The organism is Pseudidiomarina insulisalsae (assembly GCF_003987065.1).
GTDB classification, from domain to species: domain Bacteria; phylum Pseudomonadota; class Gammaproteobacteria; order Enterobacterales; family Alteromonadaceae; genus Pseudidiomarina; species Pseudidiomarina insulisalsae.
On the sequence record NZ_PIPY01000005.1, the window covers coordinates 67,897 to 86,116 of the forward strand.

Annotated in this window: 17 protein-coding genes and 1 tRNA gene; 15 read left to right on the plus strand and 3 right to left on the minus strand. The window is 50.2% G+C overall.

Features of this window, described 5'->3' with window-relative positions:
* Window positions 1–6 precede the first annotated feature (6 nt).
* Together CWI71_RS05575 and CWI71_RS05580 are read left to right on the plus strand one after the other, a co-directional pair.
* On the plus strand, window positions 7–2,673 hold the full coding sequence (locus CWI71_RS05575) for a TonB-dependent receptor plug domain-containing protein (protein ID WP_126754289.1): 2,667 nt from the start codon (window positions 7–9) through the stop codon (window positions 2,671–2,673).
* Window positions 2,674–2,750: 77 nt separating this feature from the next.
* The gene (locus CWI71_RS05580) at window positions 2,751–3,632 is read left to right on the plus strand and encodes a class I SAM-dependent methyltransferase (RefSeq protein WP_157981069.1); all 882 of its coding nucleotides are present in this window, start codon (window positions 2,751–2,753) and stop codon (window positions 3,630–3,632) included.
* 4 nt (window positions 3,633–3,636) lie between these two features.
* On the opposite strand, the gene CWI71_RS05585 is transcribed toward CWI71_RS05580, so the two are convergent.
* Both CWI71_RS05585 and rpsT read right to left on the minus strand, forming a co-directional pair.
* Window positions 3,637–3,713: transfer RNA gene (locus CWI71_RS05585), tRNA-Arg, on the minus strand.
* Window positions 3,714–3,776: 63 nt separating this feature from the next.
* The gene (gene rpsT / locus CWI71_RS05590; RefSeq protein WP_126754291.1) at window positions 3,777–4,037 is read right to left on the minus strand and encodes a 30S ribosomal protein S20; all 261 of its coding nucleotides are present in this window, start codon (window positions 4,035–4,037) and stop codon (window positions 3,777–3,779) included.
* Window positions 4,038–4,190: 153 nt separating this feature from the next.
* Here rpsT and CWI71_RS05595 point away from each other — a divergent pair, with 153 nt between their 5' ends.
* From CWI71_RS05595 to ispH, 7 genes are all read left to right on the plus strand, one after another.
* Window positions 4,191–4,544: a four helix bundle protein gene (locus tag CWI71_RS05595; protein WP_126754292.1), complete on the plus strand. Its 354-nt coding sequence runs from the start codon at window positions 4,191–4,193 to the stop codon at window positions 4,542–4,544.
* A gap of 33 nt (window positions 4,545–4,577) precedes the next feature.
* On the plus strand, window positions 4,578–6,122 hold the full coding sequence (gene murJ / locus CWI71_RS05600; protein WP_126754293.1) for a murein biosynthesis integral membrane protein MurJ: 1,545 nt from the start codon (window positions 4,578–4,580) through the stop codon (window positions 6,120–6,122).
* A gap of 108 nt (window positions 6,123–6,230) precedes the next feature.
* Window positions 6,231–7,163: a bifunctional riboflavin kinase/FAD synthetase gene (gene ribF, locus CWI71_RS05605; protein WP_126754294.1), complete on the plus strand. Its 933-nt coding sequence runs from the start codon at window positions 6,231–6,233 to the stop codon at window positions 7,161–7,163.
* A 111-nt stretch (window positions 7,164–7,274) separates the two neighbouring features.
* Entirely contained in the window at window positions 7,275–10,127 is a 2,853-nt protein-coding gene (gene ileS / locus CWI71_RS05610) for an isoleucine--tRNA ligase (RefSeq protein ID WP_126754295.1), read from the plus strand.
* Window positions 10,120–10,635 carry a signal peptidase II gene (gene lspA / locus CWI71_RS05615; protein WP_126754296.1) on the plus strand — a complete coding sequence of 172 codons (516 nt, stop codon included), beginning with the start codon at window positions 10,120–10,122 and terminating at the stop codon, window positions 10,633–10,635. Before ileS ends, lspA begins: the two co-directional genes overlap by 8 nt.
* Window positions 10,632–11,069, plus strand: coding sequence for an FKBP-type peptidyl-prolyl cis-trans isomerase (fkpB, locus tag CWI71_RS05620; RefSeq protein ID WP_126754297.1), 438 nt, complete (start codon window positions 10,632–10,634; stop codon window positions 11,067–11,069). Before lspA ends, fkpB begins: the two co-directional genes overlap by 4 nt.
* 106 nt (window positions 11,070–11,175) lie before the next feature.
* On the plus strand, window positions 11,176–12,117 hold the full coding sequence (ispH, locus tag CWI71_RS05625) for a 4-hydroxy-3-methylbut-2-enyl diphosphate reductase (RefSeq protein WP_126754298.1): 942 nt from the start codon (window positions 11,176–11,178) through the stop codon (window positions 12,115–12,117).
* Between the two features lie 29 nt (window positions 12,118–12,146).
* Here ispH and CWI71_RS05630 read toward each other — a convergent pair whose 3' ends face one another.
* Window positions 12,147–12,533, minus strand: a complete 387-nt coding sequence (locus CWI71_RS05630; RefSeq protein WP_126754299.1) for a type IV pilin protein — start codon at window positions 12,531–12,533, stop codon at window positions 12,147–12,149.
* 144 nt (window positions 12,534–12,677) lie between these two features.
* Between CWI71_RS05630 and CWI71_RS05635 the strand changes: the two genes are divergently transcribed.
* From CWI71_RS05635 to ccmB, 6 genes are all read left to right on the plus strand, one after another.
* Window positions 12,678–13,202, plus strand: coding sequence for a GspH/FimT family pseudopilin (locus CWI71_RS05635; protein ID WP_198678740.1), 525 nt, complete (start codon window positions 12,678–12,680; stop codon window positions 13,200–13,202).
* A complete protein-coding gene (locus CWI71_RS05640; RefSeq protein ID WP_126754300.1) occupies window positions 13,196–13,807 on the plus strand; it encodes a prepilin-type N-terminal cleavage/methylation domain-containing protein in 612 nt (203 codons plus the stop codon). The genes CWI71_RS05635 and CWI71_RS05640 overlap by 7 nt, the downstream gene beginning before the upstream one ends.
* A complete protein-coding gene (locus CWI71_RS05645) occupies window positions 13,797–14,912 on the plus strand; it encodes a pilus assembly PilX N-terminal domain-containing protein (RefSeq protein WP_126754301.1) in 1,116 nt (371 codons plus the stop codon). Before CWI71_RS05640 ends, CWI71_RS05645 begins: the two co-directional genes overlap by 11 nt.
* Window positions 14,899–16,842 carry a type IV pilus modification PilV family protein gene (locus CWI71_RS05650; protein WP_126754302.1) on the plus strand — a complete coding sequence of 648 codons (1,944 nt, stop codon included), beginning with the start codon at window positions 14,899–14,901 and terminating at the stop codon, window positions 16,840–16,842. The genes CWI71_RS05645 and CWI71_RS05650 overlap by 14 nt, the downstream gene beginning before the upstream one ends.
* A gap of 74 nt (window positions 16,843–16,916) precedes the next feature.
* A complete protein-coding gene (ccmA, locus tag CWI71_RS05655; RefSeq protein ID WP_126754303.1) occupies window positions 16,917–17,552 on the plus strand; it encodes a cytochrome c biogenesis heme-transporting ATPase CcmA in 636 nt (211 codons plus the stop codon).
* Window positions 17,539–18,219 (plus strand): heme exporter protein CcmB, encoded by a 681-nt coding sequence (gene ccmB / locus CWI71_RS05660; RefSeq protein WP_126754304.1) that lies wholly within the window; start codon window positions 17,539–17,541, stop codon window positions 18,217–18,219. Before ccmA ends, ccmB begins: the two co-directional genes overlap by 14 nt.
* The last annotated feature ends 1 nt before the right edge of the window (window position 18,220 follow it).

Genomic DNA, 18,220 nt, shown 5'->3' on the forward strand with positions numbered 1-18,220 from the left:
GAAGATATGTATACTAATAACAAATTAGCTAAGTCGATCCGCTTGGCTTTAATGTTTGGTGGTGCTTCTTTAGCAATGTCTGGTGTTGCCGCTGCGCAAGACCAGCAAGCGAACGAAGATCAAGCTGAACAAGCTCAAGAGCGCATTCAGGTAACCGGTTCACGTATTAAACGTACCGATATGGAAGGCGCAAGTCCGGTAGAAGTTATTTCTGCTGAAGACTTTGAAGAACAAGGTCGTGTATCCGTAGCAGAAGCTCTTCAAACGATCACCTCTAACAGCTTTGGTTCTTTTATTCCAAGCTCTGGTAGCTCAGCACAATCCCAAGCCACTGTAAGCTTACTTGGTGCTGGCGCAGACCGTACTCTTATCTTGATTGACGGCAAGCGTATGGCTGGCTCTCCATCTCTTGGAGGTAGTGCAGTCAACTTGAACTCAATCCCGATGGCAGCTATTGAGCGCATCGAAGTACTGAAAGATGGAGCATCTGCAATCTACGGTTCTGATGCGATCGCTGGCGTAATCAATATCATCCTGAAAGATGATTACGAAGGCGCTTCAGTCTCGTTGAGCATTGGCCGACCAGAAGCTGATGGCGCTGACACGAAGCAGTTGTCTTTCACCACTGGCGTATCAAACAGCCAAGGTAGCATCACGTTCGTATACGATCATCAGGAACGTGGCGCGATTTTTGATTCACAACGTTCGTACACCGCAGCTTCAATGGAAGACTTAAACGGTGACGGTGTTATCTCTATCTATGACGAAACTGTTGGTATTTCATTCTACGGCGCAACTCTGGAAAACCCTAACACAGGCGGTTTAGCTGCATCAGCTATCTGTGATGACCTGACTGCTAACGTTGACGGTTTCGTAGGCGTACTTGACCAAGGTTCTGCTCTTGGTGGTATCGGTGGCGGTACAGTTTGTGGTTTCGCATACGCAAACGTATCAGCAAACAACGCATCAACTAACCGTGATGCAATCATGACCAGCGCTAACTACTACATCAACAACGACGTAGAATTGTATGCACGTGGTATGTTCAGCCGTAATGATTCATTCGGTCGTTATGCTCCACCTGCGGCGCCTTACCCAGATATCCCCGCTGACAGCCCACACAACCCGTTTGGTGAGCCTGTAGACGGTTACTGGCGTTGGACTGGCATCGGTGCGCGTGACGGCGAAGTATCTGACTATCAGCAAGACTATTTGATCGGCTTGCGCGGTACTTTAGATAACGGCGCTGAGTGGGACGTTTCTTACCACAAAGCAATTCTTGATTATCGTCAAGTAGGCCGTTACTACCTGAGCTATGCTGGTCTTGCGTACAACAACCTGTACGGTATCGACCTTGGTTCAGAGCAAGGCATCAACAACATGCGTGCGACGACCTACACCGAAGACCAAAACGAATTTGACCACGTCTCTGGTGGTATCGCGTTTGATGCTGGTGAACTTCCTGGCGGTCTGATTCAACACTACGTTGGTGCTGAATACTTCCAACAGGACTACGATTCAAAGTATGACGCGCAATCAGAAGCTGGCTTGATCGGTGGTTCTGCTGGTAACTCAGCAGCTGGTACCCGTGATACTCGCGCTTACTTCTACGAAGTTGCATTGCCTTTCACCGCTGAACTGACTGTAAGCGGCGCATACCGTTACGATAACTACAGCGACTTCGGTGGCAAAGGTACGCCAAGTATCAAAGCTGAATACCGTCCACATCAAGATTGGTTGTTCCGTGCTTCTTACTCAGAAGGTTTCCGTGCACCGTCTCTGTCTGAACTGTTGTCTGAAACTTCATTCAGCGCAACTTTCGCGACTGACTATGTTGCATGTCGTGACCAAGGCATCGCAGCTTCAGAATGTCCTTCACGTCAGTTTGATAACCTGATCGAAAGTAACCCGAACTTAGGTCCAGAAGAGTCAACTTACATGAACGTTGGTTTCGTATACTCAGGTATCGAAAACTTCACAGCACGTATTGACTACTTTGACTTAGAAGTTGAAAACGTTATCTCTAGCATCACTGTACAGTCGCTAATTAACGCGGAATTTGGCGGTTTGTTAGACGAACTGGAAGCGCAATACCCGGGTGTTAACCTGGACCGTGGTCCTTCTGGTAAAGTAGTTGGTGACGTGATTACTCGTTCAGCGAACGGTGGTATCCTGACTCGTCAAGGTCTTGATGTTGACTTCACTTATAACTTCGAAACTGACTTCGGTCGCTTCAACCTGAAGAGCATCACTACTTACCTGCTTGAAGCTGGTGGAGATGTTTACTTTGGCGGTCCGATGCAGGACTTTACTGGTGCGCCGGGAACACCAGATTGGCGTTCACAGTTCGTAATTAACTACAACTGGGGTGATTTCTCAGCGAACTGGACAACTGATGCAATCGCAAGCACTGCAGAAGACTCGTACCTGGATACCTCTTCAGGTGACCCTGATCAGTTCCGTTACATCTTTGAGAATCATAATGGTACTTATGTAACTCATAACCTTAACCTGAATCTTTCTACTGGGTATGGTCGCTTTACCTTAGGCGCTCGTAACCTATTTGACAAAGGTGTTATCTATGATGACGAAGGTTTTTGGGTTGATGATACCTTATATAACTCTGGCCACATCGGTCGTGAGTTCTACTTCAGTTACACTTTGAATTTCTAAGCGAAGTATCAAGGTTAAGTAATTTGATAATGATAAAGGAGCCGCTTCGCGGCTCCTTTTTTTTAAGGGGACGGAAAGTGGATTCCTGGAATAGTTATTGGCAGCAAGGAAATGAAGACTGCTTGCCGGTCAGCAACGACAGAGGCATACAAAAAAAAATCGAAACCTTTTGGCAAGATACTGTGGTTAACAGCTTAAAGCCGAAAAAAGGCAGCGTATTGACAATTCTTGATATTGCATGCGGTCATGGTTATGCCACTAAACAGTTAGCAGAGGCCCTGCAGCAAGAGCCTTCCATGTTCTATGCTCTGGACTTGGCTCGGGTTAGCTTCAATCTTCCAGCAGCTTCCCCGCACAAATTAGAGGTATTATCCGAGACACCGCTGCAGGCGTTCAACCAAGAAGTTGACTTGGTGGTCAGCAATTTTGGTATCGAATATCTGCCGTTAGATGTTTCGTTGAATCAAATAGACGAGATCCTGATATCCGGAGGTAAGCTTGCTTTCAACTTACACCACCCTGACTCGTTGATTTCCAAAAATAGTGGTAATGAACAAAGCGCGCTCCTAAGTTGGTTTAATGATGAACAGTTAACTGAACTGGAGGTGCGCTTGACGGATAGCTTCACGATGCGAGTCGCGCAAAGCTACCTATTACGTTTGCAACAACTGAATAATGCCGCTCAAGGGTTTTTGGCTAACTCGGGCCTGCCTGACACAATCGTGCAAAGCTTAGGAGTCGCGCAACGGCAAAACAAAGGAACTCAATTTGAGAGAATCAAAATGATCTACCGCGACTATGTGGTGCGGCTAGAAGAGCAAAAACGGGCTGCGTTCGTAGCACAAGAGTTAGCACTGCGCCTTGAGCAAAACTCAGATTATGCGATACAGCTTGCGGCACTTCTACATCACAATGAATACGGTATTATTTCGCAGACGCTTATTGCAACTAAGAAGTAAGCGTTGGCGTCCCCGGCAGGAGTCGAACCTGCGACCTGCCCCTTAGGAGGGGGCTGCTCTATCCAACTAAGCTACGGGGACAAAAAAGCCGGCAAAAAAGCCGGCTTTTTATATTAGAAATGCCCAGCACTCCAATCGGAACGATTACAGCGCTTGGATTTTCGCGTTCAAACGGCTCTTATGACGAGCAGCCTTGTTCTTGCCGATAAGACCTTTGGTCGCGTAACGGTCAAGAACAGGTTGAAGGCTAGTAAATGCCTGCTGAGCAGCCGCTTTGTCGCCCGCTTCAATAGCAGCAATTACTTTTTTCATTTGGGTACGCATCATTGAGCGACGGCTCGCGTTGTGGCGACGGTTCTTTTCCGCTTGTACCGCACGCTTTTTCGCAGACTTAATGTTAGCCAAGGTGAACTCCTAAAATTCGTTATCTGTGTGCAATGGTTTAATAGGGCGGGGAATATGCCTGTTTTCCGACTGAAAGTCAAGTACGTTATCGGATATTAGATACTGGTTATTGGAAAAACAAGGCTATGCTATTGACTGCTAAGGAGAGCTTCCATGTATCAAAATCTAAAAGTTTATCAACTCGCTCTGGATTTATGTGTAGAGGTCTATAAGATTACCGAACACTTCCCGGCCAGTGAGACATTTGGCCTGGTCGCCCAGATACGCAGAGCTGTAGTCTCTATGCCAAGCAATATAGCGGAAGGAGCAAGCCGAGGAAGTTTCAGGGAGCAGGTGCGCTTTTATTATATTGCACGAGGGTCGCTGGCTGAGGTTGAAACACAGCTTGAGCTTTGCATTCGTTTGGGGTTTATCAAATGTCGCTTGCACAGTCGCACACAACAAGTATACAAACTATTAAACGCACTCATAAAGAGCACAAAGCTGCGGTTTTCTGCGAATAACTAATATCTAATATCGAATAACGCTTTTGGGGTTCATGTGTCTAAATCACTTGCTAAATCGGGGATTATTGTCAGCGCCATGACGCTGATCTCGCGCGTGCTGGGACTAGTGCGCGATGTGGTGATTGCCAATTTAATGGGCGCGGGCGCGGCGGCGGACGTATTCTTCTTTGCCAATAAAATTCCCAACTTTTTACGCCGTCTGTTTGCTGAAGGGGCGTTTGCGCAAGCGTTTGTGCCGGTACTGACGGAATATCGGCGGGGACAGGACCTCGATGCGCAGCGGCTGCTGATTGCACGGGTGTCGGGCACGCTAGGTACCTTGGTAACGATAGTGACGCTGATTGGCGTGATTGGCTCGCCACTGATTGCAGCGTTATTTGGTATGGGCTGGTTTGTGGACTGGCTCAGCGACGGACCGCAGGGGCACAAGTTTGTGCTGGCTTCTGACTTGCTGCGTATCACTTTTCCCTATCTTTGGTTTATTACTTTTACCGCGCTTGCCGGTGCGGTGCTGAATACCCTGGGCAAGTTTGCGGTCGCGGCGTTTACGCCGGTCTTTCTGAACATTGCGATTATTGTTTTTGCGCTCTGGTTAGGGCCACAGCTTGAGCAGCCGGAATACGCGTTGGCGTGGGGCGTATTTGTGGGTGGTCTGGTACAGTTCTTGTTCCAGATTCCGTTTATGAAGCGCGCCGGACTGTTGGTGCGACCGCAGTGGGGCTGGCATGACCCCGGTGTCACGAAAATCCGCAAGCTGATGATCCCGGCCTTGTTCGGGGTATCGGTGAGCCAGATTAACTTGTTGCTCGACACCTTTATTGCCTCTTTTTTGATGTCCGGCTCTATCAGTTGGCTGTATTACTCTGATCGCTTACTGGAATTCCCGTTGGGGCTGTTTGGTATTGCTATTGCGACAGTGATTCTGCCGGCACTTTCGTCGCGCCATGTGGATAAATCAAGCGACGAGTTTAGCCGTACGTTGGATTGGGGTATTCGGAAAGTCGTGTTGTTAGGATTGCCGGCCATGGCGGGGTTAATTGTATTGGCTGAGCCGATGCTGATGGTGCTGTTTATGCGCGGCGAATTCCTCCCTGAAGACGCGCGCCTGGCGTCGTACAGTCTGTTTGCTTATGGCTCGGGTCTGTTGAGTTTTATGCTGGTGAAAGTGTTAGCTACCGGCTTTTATTCGCGCCAGGACACTAAGCGGCCAGTGAAATACGGCATTATCGCTATGGTTTCTAATATGGTATTTAACGTGATTTTTGCCATTCCTTTTGGCTATGTCGGCCTGGCGATAGCCACCTCGCTTTCGGCGGCGGTGAATGCCTTTTTATTGGGTTATAACCTCTGGCGTGACGGCGTACTGAAGCGTTATCCGGGTACCTTAACCTACCTGAGCAAAGTACTGCTGGCAGTGCTAGCCATGATTGCCGTGGTGCTATGGTTTGCGCCCGAGCGCTCCTGGTGGTTGTCGGTGGAGTTTATGCAGCGGGTCTGGCAACTTGCCGGTTTGATAGGCGCAGGGGCGGGCACTTTTCTGGTGGGGCTGCTACTGTTGCGGGTTCCTCTACGCACTTAAACCTAAGGGCTAGCCGCAGTGAGTTAAGCGTTGCTGCGGCTGGTGAGGCTGCTTCAAGCCTGATATAATCGCGCTTTTCTTAACCGGTTAACCAAGCGTCTTTAAGCTATGCAACTCATTCGTGGAATTCATAACATTCGGCGCGAGCATCGCGGCTGCGTTCTGACCATAGGCAATTTCGATGGCGTGCATTTGGGTCATCAGGCTGTGTTGGCGCAGGTGAAAGCGCAGGCGTTGGCACGTAACGTGCCGGCCACGGTGATGACCTTTGAGCCGCAACCGCAGGAACTGTTTCAGCCCGAGCGCGCTCCGGCGCGACTCACGAACTTCCGCGAGAAGCATTTAGCGCTGCGCGCGCAAGAGATTGATCGCCACATTGTGATTGAATTCAACCGCAAGTTTGCTAACTTGCCGGCACGCCAGTTTATCGACCAGGTACTGGTGGAACAGTTGGGTGTTGAGTTCCTGGTAGTGGGCGATGATTTTCGTTTTGGCCATAATCGCGAAGGCGACTTTGCCATGCTGCAACGCGCCGGTGCTGAGCTTGGTTTTGAGGTGGTCGACACGCATAGTTTTCGGCAGCAACAGAAACGCGTCAGTAGCACAGCCATTCGCGAAGCTTTGAAAACAGGCGACTTTGACCAGGCGGCAGCCATGCTGGGACGTCCGTTTGCCTTTCAGGGGCGCGTGGTACATGGCGAAAAAAAGGGGCGTACCATTGACTTTCCTACCGCAAATATTCAGTTAAAACGTCTGCAATCGCCGTTGCAGGGCGTATTTGCGGTGCAGGTTGAAAGCAATGATGGCAAAATGCACGCAGGGGTTGCTAATATTGGACGCAGGCCGACAGTAAATGGCCAGCAGATGCAGCTCGAAGTACATATTTTTGACTATCAGGGCGATTTGTACGGACAACAGCTGCGGGTAATTCCGACGCACTTTATTCGCGCCGAGCAAAAGTTCAGCGATTTCACAGAACTGAAGTCGCAAATCGCCGCCGACGCGGCAAAAGCAAAAACGCTATTGGATATTAGATATTAGATATTGGATATTAGTTAGTTGAATGCTCATTTCTAATATCCAATATCCTGTAACCAACAACGAATTTGAATTTAAGAGGCTATAAAAGTCCTCGAAAAAGGAACCGAAATAATGACCGACTATAAACACACGCTGAATTTACCGGAAACCGAATTTCCGATGCGTGGCAACCTCGCACAACGCGAGCCGCAAATGTTGCAGCAGTGGTATGCCGATGATCTGTACGGCAAAGTGCGCGCGGCGAAAGCGGGCAAGCCAGTGTTTATTTTGCACGACGGACCTCCGTATGCGAACGGTCAGATTCATATTGGCCACGCGGTCAACAAAATACTGAAAGATGTGATCGTTAAGGCGAAGACCTTAAGCGACTTCGATGCGCCATACGTGCCGGGTTGGGACTGCCACGGCCTGCCGATTGAGCTGCAGGTTGAGAAGAAACACGGCAAGCCAGGTAAAAAGCTGACCATTGCAGATTTTCGCGAGAAGTGTCGTGACTATGCCATGGGTCAGGTGGAGCAGCAGCGCGAAGACTTTAAGCGGCTGGGCGTATTCGGTGACTGGGATAATCCTTATCTGACCATGAATCCCAAGCAGGAAGCCGATAGTATTCGTGCCTTGGGTAAAATTATTGCCAATGGGCACATGCAACAGGGCTTTAAGCCAGTGCACTGGTGTACCGACTGTGGCTCGGCGTTGGCAGAAGCCGAGGTTGAGTACCAGGACAAGCGCTCACCCGCTATTGATGTCAGTTTTGCCGCTGTGGATGAAGCGACGTTAGTTGCTGCGTTTAATCACCCTGAAGGTCACGCCGGTGAAGGCGAGGTCAGCGTGGTGATCTGGACCACCACCCCGTGGACCATTCCGGCCAACCGCGCAATTTCATTACATCCGTCACTGAACTACGCCTTGGTTCAGGTGGAAGCTACTGACGAGCAGCCAGCGCAACGACTCATTATGGCGGATGAGCTGGTGAAGTCAGCCATGGCGCGCTGGAACATTGATGATTATCACAAACTCGGCTTCGCGCAGGGTTTGGATCTTGAAAACATGAAGGTTCAGCATCCGTTATTTGCTGATGTGCAGGTACCGCTGATTCTGGGTGAACACGTAACCACCGAGTCGGGCACCGGCTGTGTGCATACTGCGCCAGGCCACGGTGTGGACGACTTCCTGGTAGGACAGCGCTACGGTATTGAGGTTTATAATCCGGTTGCCGATAACGGTGTCTATAAAGATGACACGCCGATGTTTGCCGGTCAGCATGTTATGAAAGCGAACGCCAACATCGTTGAAGCGTTGAAAGACGCCGGCCGTCTGGTTCACCACGAGGCCTATAATCACTCGTACCCGCATTGCTGGCGTCATAAGACACCGATTATTTTCCGTGCTACGCCACAGTGGTTTATCAGCATGGACAAGCAAGGCCTGCGGGCCAAAGCGTTAGAAGAGATTAAGCAGGTACGCTGGGTTCCTGAGTGGGGTCAAAGCCGTATTGAAAGTATGGTTGAAGGCCGTCCGGACTGGTGTATCTCGCGGCAACGTACCTGGGGTAACCCGATTGCCGTTTTCGTACGTCGTGATAATGATGAGTTGCACCCACGTACGCTCGAGTTGCTCGAGGAAGTTGCGCAGCGGGTGGAGAAAAAAGGTGTTCAGGCTTGGTTTGATCTGGACGCGGAAGAGCTGTTAGGCGATGAAGCCAAAGATTATCGTAAAGTCACCGATACCCTGGACGTCTGGTTTGACTCGGGCGTGACCCACGAAGCTGTGCTGAATCAGACAGCGGGATTGCAGTGGCCGGCTGATCTGTATCTGGAAGGCTCGGATCAACACCGTGGCTGGTTCCAGTCGTCGCTGTTAACCGGTGTCGCGATGTACAAGAAAGCACCTTACAAGCAAGTGTTGACTCATGGCTTCACTGTTGATGGTCAGGGCCGGAAGATGTCCAAGTCGATCGGTAACGTCGTCGCACCGCAAGAAGTAATGAATAAGCTGGGTGGCGATATTCTGCGCTTGTGGGTCGCCGCGACTGACTATTCCGGCGAAATGACGGTTTCTGATGAAATTCTGAAGCGCTCGGCCGATAGCTATCGCCGTCTTCGTAACACTGCACGCTTCCTGCTGGCCAATATCAATGCGTTTGATCCGGCACAGCACGCCGTCGCGGCCGACGACATGGTCGCCATGGACCGCTGGATTGTGGCGCGTGCGGTGGACCTGCAAAAGCAATTGTTTGAAGCTTATGACAACTACCAGTTCCACATTGTGGTGCAGCGTTTGATGCACTTCTGCTCGATTGAACTTGGCAGTTTCTACCTTGACGTTATTAAAGATCGTCAGTACACCGCCAAGCGTGACAGCCGCGCGCAGCGTTCTTGTCAGACCGCACTGTATCATATTGCAGAATTGCTGGTGCGCTGGCTGGCTCCAATCTGTAGCTTTACCGCGCAGGAGATCTGGAGTGCGCTTCCGCCACATAACATGGCTGGCGAGAAACGCAGTGAGTACGTGTTTACTGACGTTTGGTACCACGATGCTGATACCATTTCAGTCCGCGACACCGACAATGCATTCTGGCAAGATTTATTAGAAGTGCGTGATGCGGTGAACCGTGCGCTGGAACAAGCTCGCCGTGACGACCTGATTGGTGGCTCATTGCAGGCAGAAATTACTCTGTATGCCACCACGGAGTTATCGACCAAGTTGCAGCGTCTGGGTGACGAGTTACGTTTTGTGCTACTGACCTCAGAAGTTCAGGTCGAGACGGTTGACGAGGCACCCAGTAACGTGGTGGAAACTGAAGTGAAAGGCTTATGGGTCAGTGTTGCCAAGTCACCGAACGAGAAGTGTGAGCGCTGCTGGCACCATCGTCCTGAAGTGGGCACCATCGACGCGCATCCGGGCTTGTGCCAACGTTGCGTCACCAATGTAGACGGAGAAGGTGAGGAGCGCCATTTTGCCTAAGCAACCCAAGCCAGATTTTAAAAAGCGTTTCAGCGGGCTGCAGTTTCTGTGGCTCACGCTGATTCTGATCATTATCGATCAGGCAAGTAAGCAATGGGTGATCAGTGTTTTCGATTTATACGAAAGCATTGAAATTATGCCGTACCTTAACTTTACCTACGTACAGAACTTCGGTGCCGCATTCAGTTTCTTAAGTGATCAGAGTGGTTGGCAACGCTGGTTGTTTACCGGTTTGGCATTTGCTGTCAGTGTCATTCTGCTGATCTGGTTGCGCCGTAATCCGGTCGGTTTGTGGCGTCAGAACCTGGCGTTCGCGCTCATTCTTGCCGGTGCGATCGGCAACGTGATTGACCGCCTGATGTACGGTTATGTGATTGATTTTATTGATGTTTACGTCAACGACTGGCACTGGCCGGCATTTAATGTGGCCGACATGGCGATTACCGTCGGCGCCGTATTGATGTTATTGGAAGCTTTCTTTGAACAACGTCAGGAGCAACGCGCATGATCAGCCGTCTACCGATCGAGCATGGTCGGGAAGTGATTTTGCACTTTACGATTAAACTGACTGATGACTCAGTGGCAGATAGTACCAAAATGTCCGGTAAGCCTGCTAAATTTCGCATGGGCGATGGTTCGCTGACGGAAAACTTTGAAAGCTGTCTGGTCGGCTTAAAAGCTGGCGACCAGCGCGAGTTTGAGCTGGCGCCTGAAGATGCATTTGGTGAGCCGAACAAAGAGAACTATTATCAGGTAGAGACGCAAAAGTTTGCTGAACGTCCGGAAGTGGGACAGATTTTTACGTTTCCACAACCTGATGGAACTGAACTGCCGGGCATTGTGCGTGCTATTAACGAGCAGTTTGTGACCATTGATTTTAATCATCCGCTGGCAGGTCAACGGGTTCGCTTTGCCGTCGAAATCATCGAAGTAAACCCATAGTAAGAGCAAGAGCGTTATCAGATAGTGGATATTAGTTATTGGTTTTACCAGTATCCAGTATCCAGTATCCAGTATCGAGTAACGAGTAACGTTGTTGGAGTTGTTTATGAAAATTGTGCTTGCGAATCCTCGTGGTTTTTGTGCCGGTGTTGACCGTGCCATTACCATCGTTGAGCGTGCGCTGGAGATTTTTGAGCCACCTATTTACGTGCGTCATGAAGTGGTGCACAACAAGTATGTGGTCGACTCGCTGCGTAAGGCTGGGGCAGTTTTTGTAGATGAACTCGAAGAAGTGCCTGACGATAGTATCGTTATCTTCTCTGCCCACGGTGTGTCGCAAGCTGTGCGTCAGGAAGCGAAAGACCGCGGTTTAAAAGTATTTGATGCGACCTGTCCGTTGGTGACCAAGGTGCATATGGAAGTGACCCGCGCCAGTCGTAAGGGGCAGGAGTGTGTGCTGATTGGGCATGCCGGGCATCCGGAAGTTGAAGGCACCATGGGGCAGTATTCCAGTGCGCAAGGCGGTATTTATCTGGTTGAGTCTGTGGCTGATGTTGCAGAGCTTGAGGTAAAAAATCCGCAGCAACTGCATTATATGAGCCAGACCACCTTGTCCGTGGACGATACTGCTGACGTTATCGACGCGCTACGGGCGAAATTTCCTGAAATTCAGGGGCCGCGTAAGGATGACATTTGTTACGCCACGCAGAACCGCCAGGATGCCGTGCGTGAACTTGCCGCCGAAGTCGATTTACTGCTGGTAGTGGGCGCACGCAACAGCTCGAACTCAAACCGTTTACGTGAGTTGGCCGAGAAAATGGGCACCCCGGCCTATTTGATTGATGATGCCAGTTGCATAGAACGTAGCTGGCTCGATAAAGTACAGCGCGTAGGTGTAACGGCTGGCGCCTCGGCGCCGGAAATTCTGGTGCAGAACGTTATTAAGCAATTGCAGGAATGGGGGGGTGAGAGCGTTGACGAGCGAACCGGCCGCGAGGAGAATATTACCTTCTCGATTCCACCTGAGTTACGTGTGGTCGAGTTGTAAATGAAGGTTAGTGACCGAGGGAGCGATGCTTAACGCTCCCAGCATTCCGCCGGTGTTTTCCGATCATTCTGATTGATCGAAATAGTGGTACAACCGGTGTCATTGACCTGCCCACCTGTGGCTGTCGCCGTCAATGTGTAAGTTTCCGCACCAATATTCGATACTGAAAAATTATAATAATCGCTATTGAGCGTAATACCTAAGGTTGCGATATCAGCGTAGCTGTTATTTTTCAGGCGGTATTCCTCTTGCGCCATTTGCAGCGTCAGTAATTGCCCCATGGCATCAGCCCGGCGCGCCTCACGTACATAGTCGACGAAATTGGGATAGGCAGCACTTGCAATAATGCCGATGATCACCACCACAATCATCAGTTCAATAAGCGTCATGCCGCTTTGTTTTAAATTTGCTTGCATTTACTTGCCTTGTCGTCAATGATGAATTTTTGAACTACACTACTAAACGTTTATAAACAATCAGTGTCTAAATTATAACTAAATAGATACGCTATTTTTGGCCAATACGCAATGCGACGTAAACTTATAAATCCATGGAAGGCAATGCAACGTGGCTTCACTCTTCTTGAGTTGTTGATAACGTTAGTCATTCTGTCCATTATTCTTGGTGCTGGCGTACCGCTGATGCTTGGCATGGCTGAGTCCATGCGGCTGCAAGGCGCAGCGCAGGACACTTATGCCTTGCTGCAATACGCTCGCTCGGATGCTCTGCGTACGACTGAGGAGCGATTTGTGGTGTGGGACGCCAGTGGTGGCAATTGGTGTGCCGCAGTCGCTGAAACCAGTGATTGCGATTGTTTAACCGAAGATTGCAGTATCAATAATGTCCTACGACAGGTTAACAGTAGTGATTACCCCAATGTAAATGTCAATGCGGCGTTTGCTAACGGTAACTATACTAGGTTTGACGGTTTGCGTGGACTGGCACGGGGAAACGCCGGTTCGGTAGGCTATCAATTAGTTGATGATGGCACCGTTGACGCTGAGTTGCGTGTTGTCGTAAGTGTACTTGGCCGTCTGCGTTATTGTAAGGCATCAGGTAATATTGGGGATTATCCGTCATGTTAAGGCAACAAGGTCTGTCTTTAATTGAACTGATGCTTACCATCACATTAGGGTTAATGCTGATGGCTGCGCTGACTGCTGTTTTTTCCAATACGCTCGGGGTGAATGCCCGTAGCTTGCAGCTCAGTCAGATGCATGAAGAGTCGACCGTGGTCATGGATTTAATGGTTGGAGACCTGCGGCGTACCGGTTACCGGGGCGATGCAGCTGAGTTAGTCTATGATCCGGCCAGTGCCAGCACTGAGTTTAATGACTCCATAACGATATCCAACTTTCCTGGCGAGACAGCTAATAGTTGCATACTGTTTCGCTATGATGCTGACGCTGACGGAGTTTATGATGGTGCAGACGAAGCTTTTGGCTATCGGCTTGCTGACGGTCAGATAGAAATGCGTCAGGGCGAAGCGGGCTGTGGTGTAGCAGGCTGGCAGGCTATCACAATGCCGAATATGTTAACCGTCAACAGACTGGAGTTTACCCTGACTGAACAGATGCTCGATTTAGTCAACGAGCAAAGGGTCTCAGTGGTGCTGGAAGTGGCCATGCCTGATGACGCAGAAATCACACGGACGTTAACGAGTGAGGTGGTGATTCGCAATGCGTTTTGAAACAGTTAAAGGTAAGCAAGGTTTTGCAACGGTTACGCTAACCGTAATGCTACTTGCAATCATCATTATCGTGACGCTTTATACTGCTCGGTTTAAGGCGCAAGAACAACGTATCATGCGCAACCACATGTCAATGCTGGAAGCGCGAACGGTAGCTGATGCTGCCCTTGAACAAACAATTATGGAGCTTGATAAAGACCGCAGTAACCTTGACCGCACCATTACCAGCTCCATTGACGGTGCGAACTATACCGCGACGATTACCAGCGTGACCTACCCCAATACACCAAGAGGAAATGTCGACGTCGTCGAGCTTGAAGTTGTCGCTAATTCGGCAGACGGCTCGGCGACCCAACGAGCAGCTCAGCAACTGATCGTCATGTCCCTGTTACGAGGCGGCCCTAACGTGCCACTGGCGATACGCGGCGGCATAAATGTTTCTGGTAGCTTTCAGGTGGTAGCGAATCCTAATGGTGGTGGCGACGGTGTGCCACTGTCAATCTGGACTGATAACACAGTGAATATGGGCGGTGCCGGGACAACGTGCGGGCAGTGGGAGTTTGATCACGGGGTTTGTGAGTCGCAGTCGTTTAGTTCCCGAGGCGACAAAGGGGTCGATATTCTGGACAACGATCCGGACTTTCCGGACGACATGCTGAATTATCTGTTTGGTGTACCAGAGGATAGTTGGCAACAACTTCGTGATATGGCCAACCTGGTGACTTCGAATTGTTCTTCGTTAGGCCCGGATACCACCGGCCTGATCTGGGTCGAAGGTAACTGCGATATGCCCAATGGCGATGTTGGCACAGAAGATGACCCCGCACTCATAGTGGTACAGGACGGCGACTTTAAAATGAATGGCAGCGTGCAACTATACGGCATGTTGTTTCAGTTCAATACGCCCGGTAATACAACCGATTATAAAATCACGTTAAATGGCGGCGCTTTTGTAAATGGCTCGGTAATGGCCAGTCAAAACCCGGACTTATCAAATGGTAACCTGACAGTTCGTTACAATGTAGATGCGATGCGACAGGTCGTCACCGGCGATGCTTTTCGCCGGCTCTATCGGGTAGGAGGCAGTTGGCATGATTTCAATTAGAAAAGGTCGCGGCTTTACTTTCGTCGAGGTACTGGTCGCATTGGTTATTATAGCCGTTGGCGTGGCCGGGCTGGTAAGTTTGCAGCGCATGTTTTTGCAGTCTTCGACACGCGCGAGTGAGCGCACGGCGGCAATGGAGATGGCACAGGATAAAATTGAAGAGCTGCGCTTTACCCGTTTCAGCAACCTCGCCGCGGGCACTGATACCGAACAGCGTGCTGACAAAACCTTCAATTTGAGCTGGGACGTGGTCAGTCAATATCTGGTGGGCTCAGGTTGGGTACCTGCCGGTAGCCCGAGCGAGCCTGACCCATTGCCACCTGAACCTGATGCAAAGGCAGTGACTATTACCGTGGCCTGGACTGAGCGTGGGGGTGGCTCTGAAACGCTGGCAATGGAGGCATGGTTTAATAACATTGAGTCGCGTGACGGTGGATTGGTTGTTACACAACCAGGTGCCCGGGCTCAGCCGAAGGTAACCTACAACCCCGGTGCGGCTCCGGAAGTTATAGCCTTACGGCTGACGGATGATGCGAACGCGGATGCATACCAGGTCAAAGAAACCACCAAGCCCACACCGCAGGTACAAAAACAGGGTGATAAGCTACAGGTGACCTTCAATACTGTTACCTACAATGAGGTGTCAAAGACACAGCGGATTGAAGACTTTGTAACCGTCAATTGTAGTTGTCGTTTTGATGGTCCCGGAACCAGCGGTAAAACTCCGGCGCGTCTTATTCTGGAAGGCGATCGTTTAGTACTTGACCCCTACGGTTCGCAACCCACGCAAAAAATGGTAGGTGTTTCCGCTGATACCAATCAGTCTGAATTGTGCAGCTTATGCTGCCGTGATCATCATGATAATTACGACATGGTTGAGTCTGGCAATACTTACCGGAGTACTGAACTTCGCACTGACACCGGTAATCATCACCACTTCAAAAATGTTAATGGTGCGCTAGTGACGGCTGGTCAGGGCGACGTTTATGAAGAGTCCTGCCGCATGCGTCGCGTAGACGGTTACTACGTCACTTATCCTGATTGGGACTTGAAAGCCGTCAGCATTATGTCATCTGAATATTTACTTAATGCGGCCACCGGCGCCAGTTACCGTAATTACGTGCGTGACGTGGTTCACGCCCTGGTTACGGGAGCAACGATACCCGCGCAACCGGCGGGACGCGATGATGAATTTATTCCAGGCGCATATCAGTTGATCGGCCGGGGGGTGTATTTAGACCGTATGAGTACAAGCCATATGGCTGCAGTGCAGGCTGCGATTGACTCCGGTCGTGCCGACTGGTTGTCGATGGTGCCTTTCTACGAGGTGAATCTCACCTTGCTTGGTAACTGGAGTTCACAAAATACTAATGTGGCAACGGTCACCAATGAAGAAATTCAGACTATTGTCGACCCCGAGAACAATTACTACGGTACTTATAGTCGCGGACGTTTACAGGCGCTTAACTCAGGTACCACGACCATTGATTTCCAGGTCAGTGCGGGTAATGCCAGTATTTTAGGCAACGGTGCTGTACATACCGACGAACTGGGTATTGAGTATACCAGTGATATGGATGTAACCGTCGTTGGCCAGGCAGATGACGATGTTGCTCTTTATTCGGTGACCGGGAACATTAACTGCTTATTCTGGAAACAAACAGGTAAGACAGGTAGCTGGGAGGCGTGTAAATCAAGCGATTTCAGAGATGTCACGGTAACAACGTCAGATCTTAATGTTACTTGTCAGATAGAGACAATTGGTAATACGAATACAGTGGGTTATTCTTGCCCGGGTATACGTGCCGGAACCAGTTTGACCGTTTATTTTGCTTCAGCGAATCCTAGCACCACATTTACTCCGGCGTCGGTGAGTGTGAGTAGCATTAGCGAAAACGTGGTCGCCCATACGGAAATGCGTATTAACTGATCACTTTCGCTGCCATCTTGTGGTACTATCGACGCAGATATTCATGTTTGCTTCGGTAGTACCGCCTATACATCATGTCGACACTTCTTAGCGTATCGCAACTTGCCTCGCAACGTGCCGGGCGTACACTTTTTGCGGACTTAAGGTTTGCAGTAAAATCTGGCGATCTTCTGCATATTGAGGGGGTCAATGGTGCCGGTAAATCGACCCTGTTACGCGCACTCGTGGGTTTGGTGGAATTACAGGAAGGCACCGTCGAATTTTTCCCCGAACAGAACGAGCTTGCTGAAAACTGGCGTGCTCACGTCTTGTTTATGGGTCATAAAGCAGCGGTAAAAACCGAGCTCACTGCGATTGAAAATGTCGAATTGTTGGCTGAACTTGGTGGCGTGAGTAATGTTGATACCTGGGACTTACTGGAAACGGTCGGCTTAATCGGGCTGGAAGATCTGCCTGCGGGGCAGCTGTCCGCTGGCCAACAACGGCGCATTGCTCTAACGCGCTTATGGTTTAGCGAAGCCCCGCTCTGGATTCTGGATGAGCCATTTACCGCGCTCGACACCTTTGGTATTGAACTACTGCATACAAAGTTTGCTCAGCATATCGCCGGCGGCGGCGCGATTATTCTAACTTCTCACCAACCTCTATCCTGGCAGGGCGCCCAATTTAAACGCATTCGCATCACTGGAGCGGACGATGCAGGCTTCTAACTGGCAAGCGCTTAAAGCCGTGATGCAGCGTGACTTGATGGTCGTGATGCGCAGACGCAGCGATGTCTTAAATCCTTTGTTATTTGTTTTAATGGTGGTCACCCTTTTTCCGCTGGCGGTCGGCCCAGGTCCAGATATCCTCGGGCGTATAGCCGCCGGAGTCATCTGGGTAGCCGCACTGCTTTCAGCGCTACTTGGTTCTGAGAGATTGTTCCGCGAAGACTATCTGGATGGCACACTCGAGCAAATGACATTGCAGCCGCAACCGCTGCCTCTGTTAGCTTTTGGAAAAATGGCTGTGCACTGGTTGCTAAGTGGACTCCCACTAGTGATCCTGGCGCCTCTATGCGCGTTATTATTAAAGCTGCCGATGGCTGGATGGTGGGCGTTGGTTGCCACGCTTTTAGTGGGCACCCCCATTTTAAGTGCTATCACTGCCATTGGTGCAGCACTAACCGTAAGTCTCGGCCGCGGCGGCGCATTATTAAGCCTGCTATTGCTGCCACTATTTATACCTCTACTGATTTTTGCCAGCGGCGCCGTCGAGGCAGCGCTAGTGGGTACAGAAGCCTGGCCACAGGTGTTATTATTGGCAGGGCTAAGTTTATTAACCTTGCTGCTGGCCCCATTTGCGGTCGCAGCCTCAATTCGAGTGAGTGTGAATTAAC

Coding starts and splice junctions, on each gene's coding strand:
- CWI71_RS05575 (WP_126754289.1), top strand. CDS start 7: ATGTATACTAATAACAAATTAGCTAAGTCGATCCGCTTGGCTTTAATG.
- CWI71_RS05595 (WP_126754292.1), top strand. CDS start 4,191: ATGTATCAAAATCTAAAAGTTTATCAACTCGCTCTGGATTTATGTGTA.
- ribF (WP_126754294.1), top strand. CDS start 6,231: ATGCAACTCATTCGTGGAATTCATAACATTCGGCGCGAGCATCGCGGC.
- ileS (WP_126754295.1), top strand. CDS start 7,275: ATGACCGACTATAAACACACGCTGAATTTACCGGAAACCGAATTTCCG.
- fkpB (WP_126754297.1), top strand. CDS start 10,632: ATGATCAGCCGTCTACCGATCGAGCATGGTCGGGAAGTGATTTTGCAC.
- ispH (WP_126754298.1), top strand. CDS start 11,176: ATGAAAATTGTGCTTGCGAATCCTCGTGGTTTTTGTGCCGGTGTTGAC.
- CWI71_RS05630 (WP_126754299.1), bottom strand. CDS start 12,533: ATGCAAGCAAATTTAAAACAAAGCGGCATGACGCTTATTGAACTGATG.
- CWI71_RS05635 (WP_198678740.1), top strand. CDS start 12,678: ATGCAACGTGGCTTCACTCTTCTTGAGTTGTTGATAACGTTAGTCATT.
- CWI71_RS05640 (WP_126754300.1), top strand. CDS start 13,196: ATGTTAAGGCAACAAGGTCTGTCTTTAATTGAACTGATGCTTACCATC.
- CWI71_RS05645 (WP_126754301.1), top strand. CDS start 13,797: ATGCGTTTTGAAACAGTTAAAGGTAAGCAAGGTTTTGCAACGGTTACG.
- CWI71_RS05650 (WP_126754302.1), top strand. CDS start 14,899: ATGATTTCAATTAGAAAAGGTCGCGGCTTTACTTTCGTCGAGGTACTG.
- ccmA (WP_126754303.1), top strand. CDS start 16,917: ATGTCGACACTTCTTAGCGTATCGCAACTTGCCTCGCAACGTGCCGGG.
- ccmB (WP_126754304.1), top strand. CDS start 17,539: ATGCAGGCTTCTAACTGGCAAGCGCTTAAAGCCGTGATGCAGCGTGAC.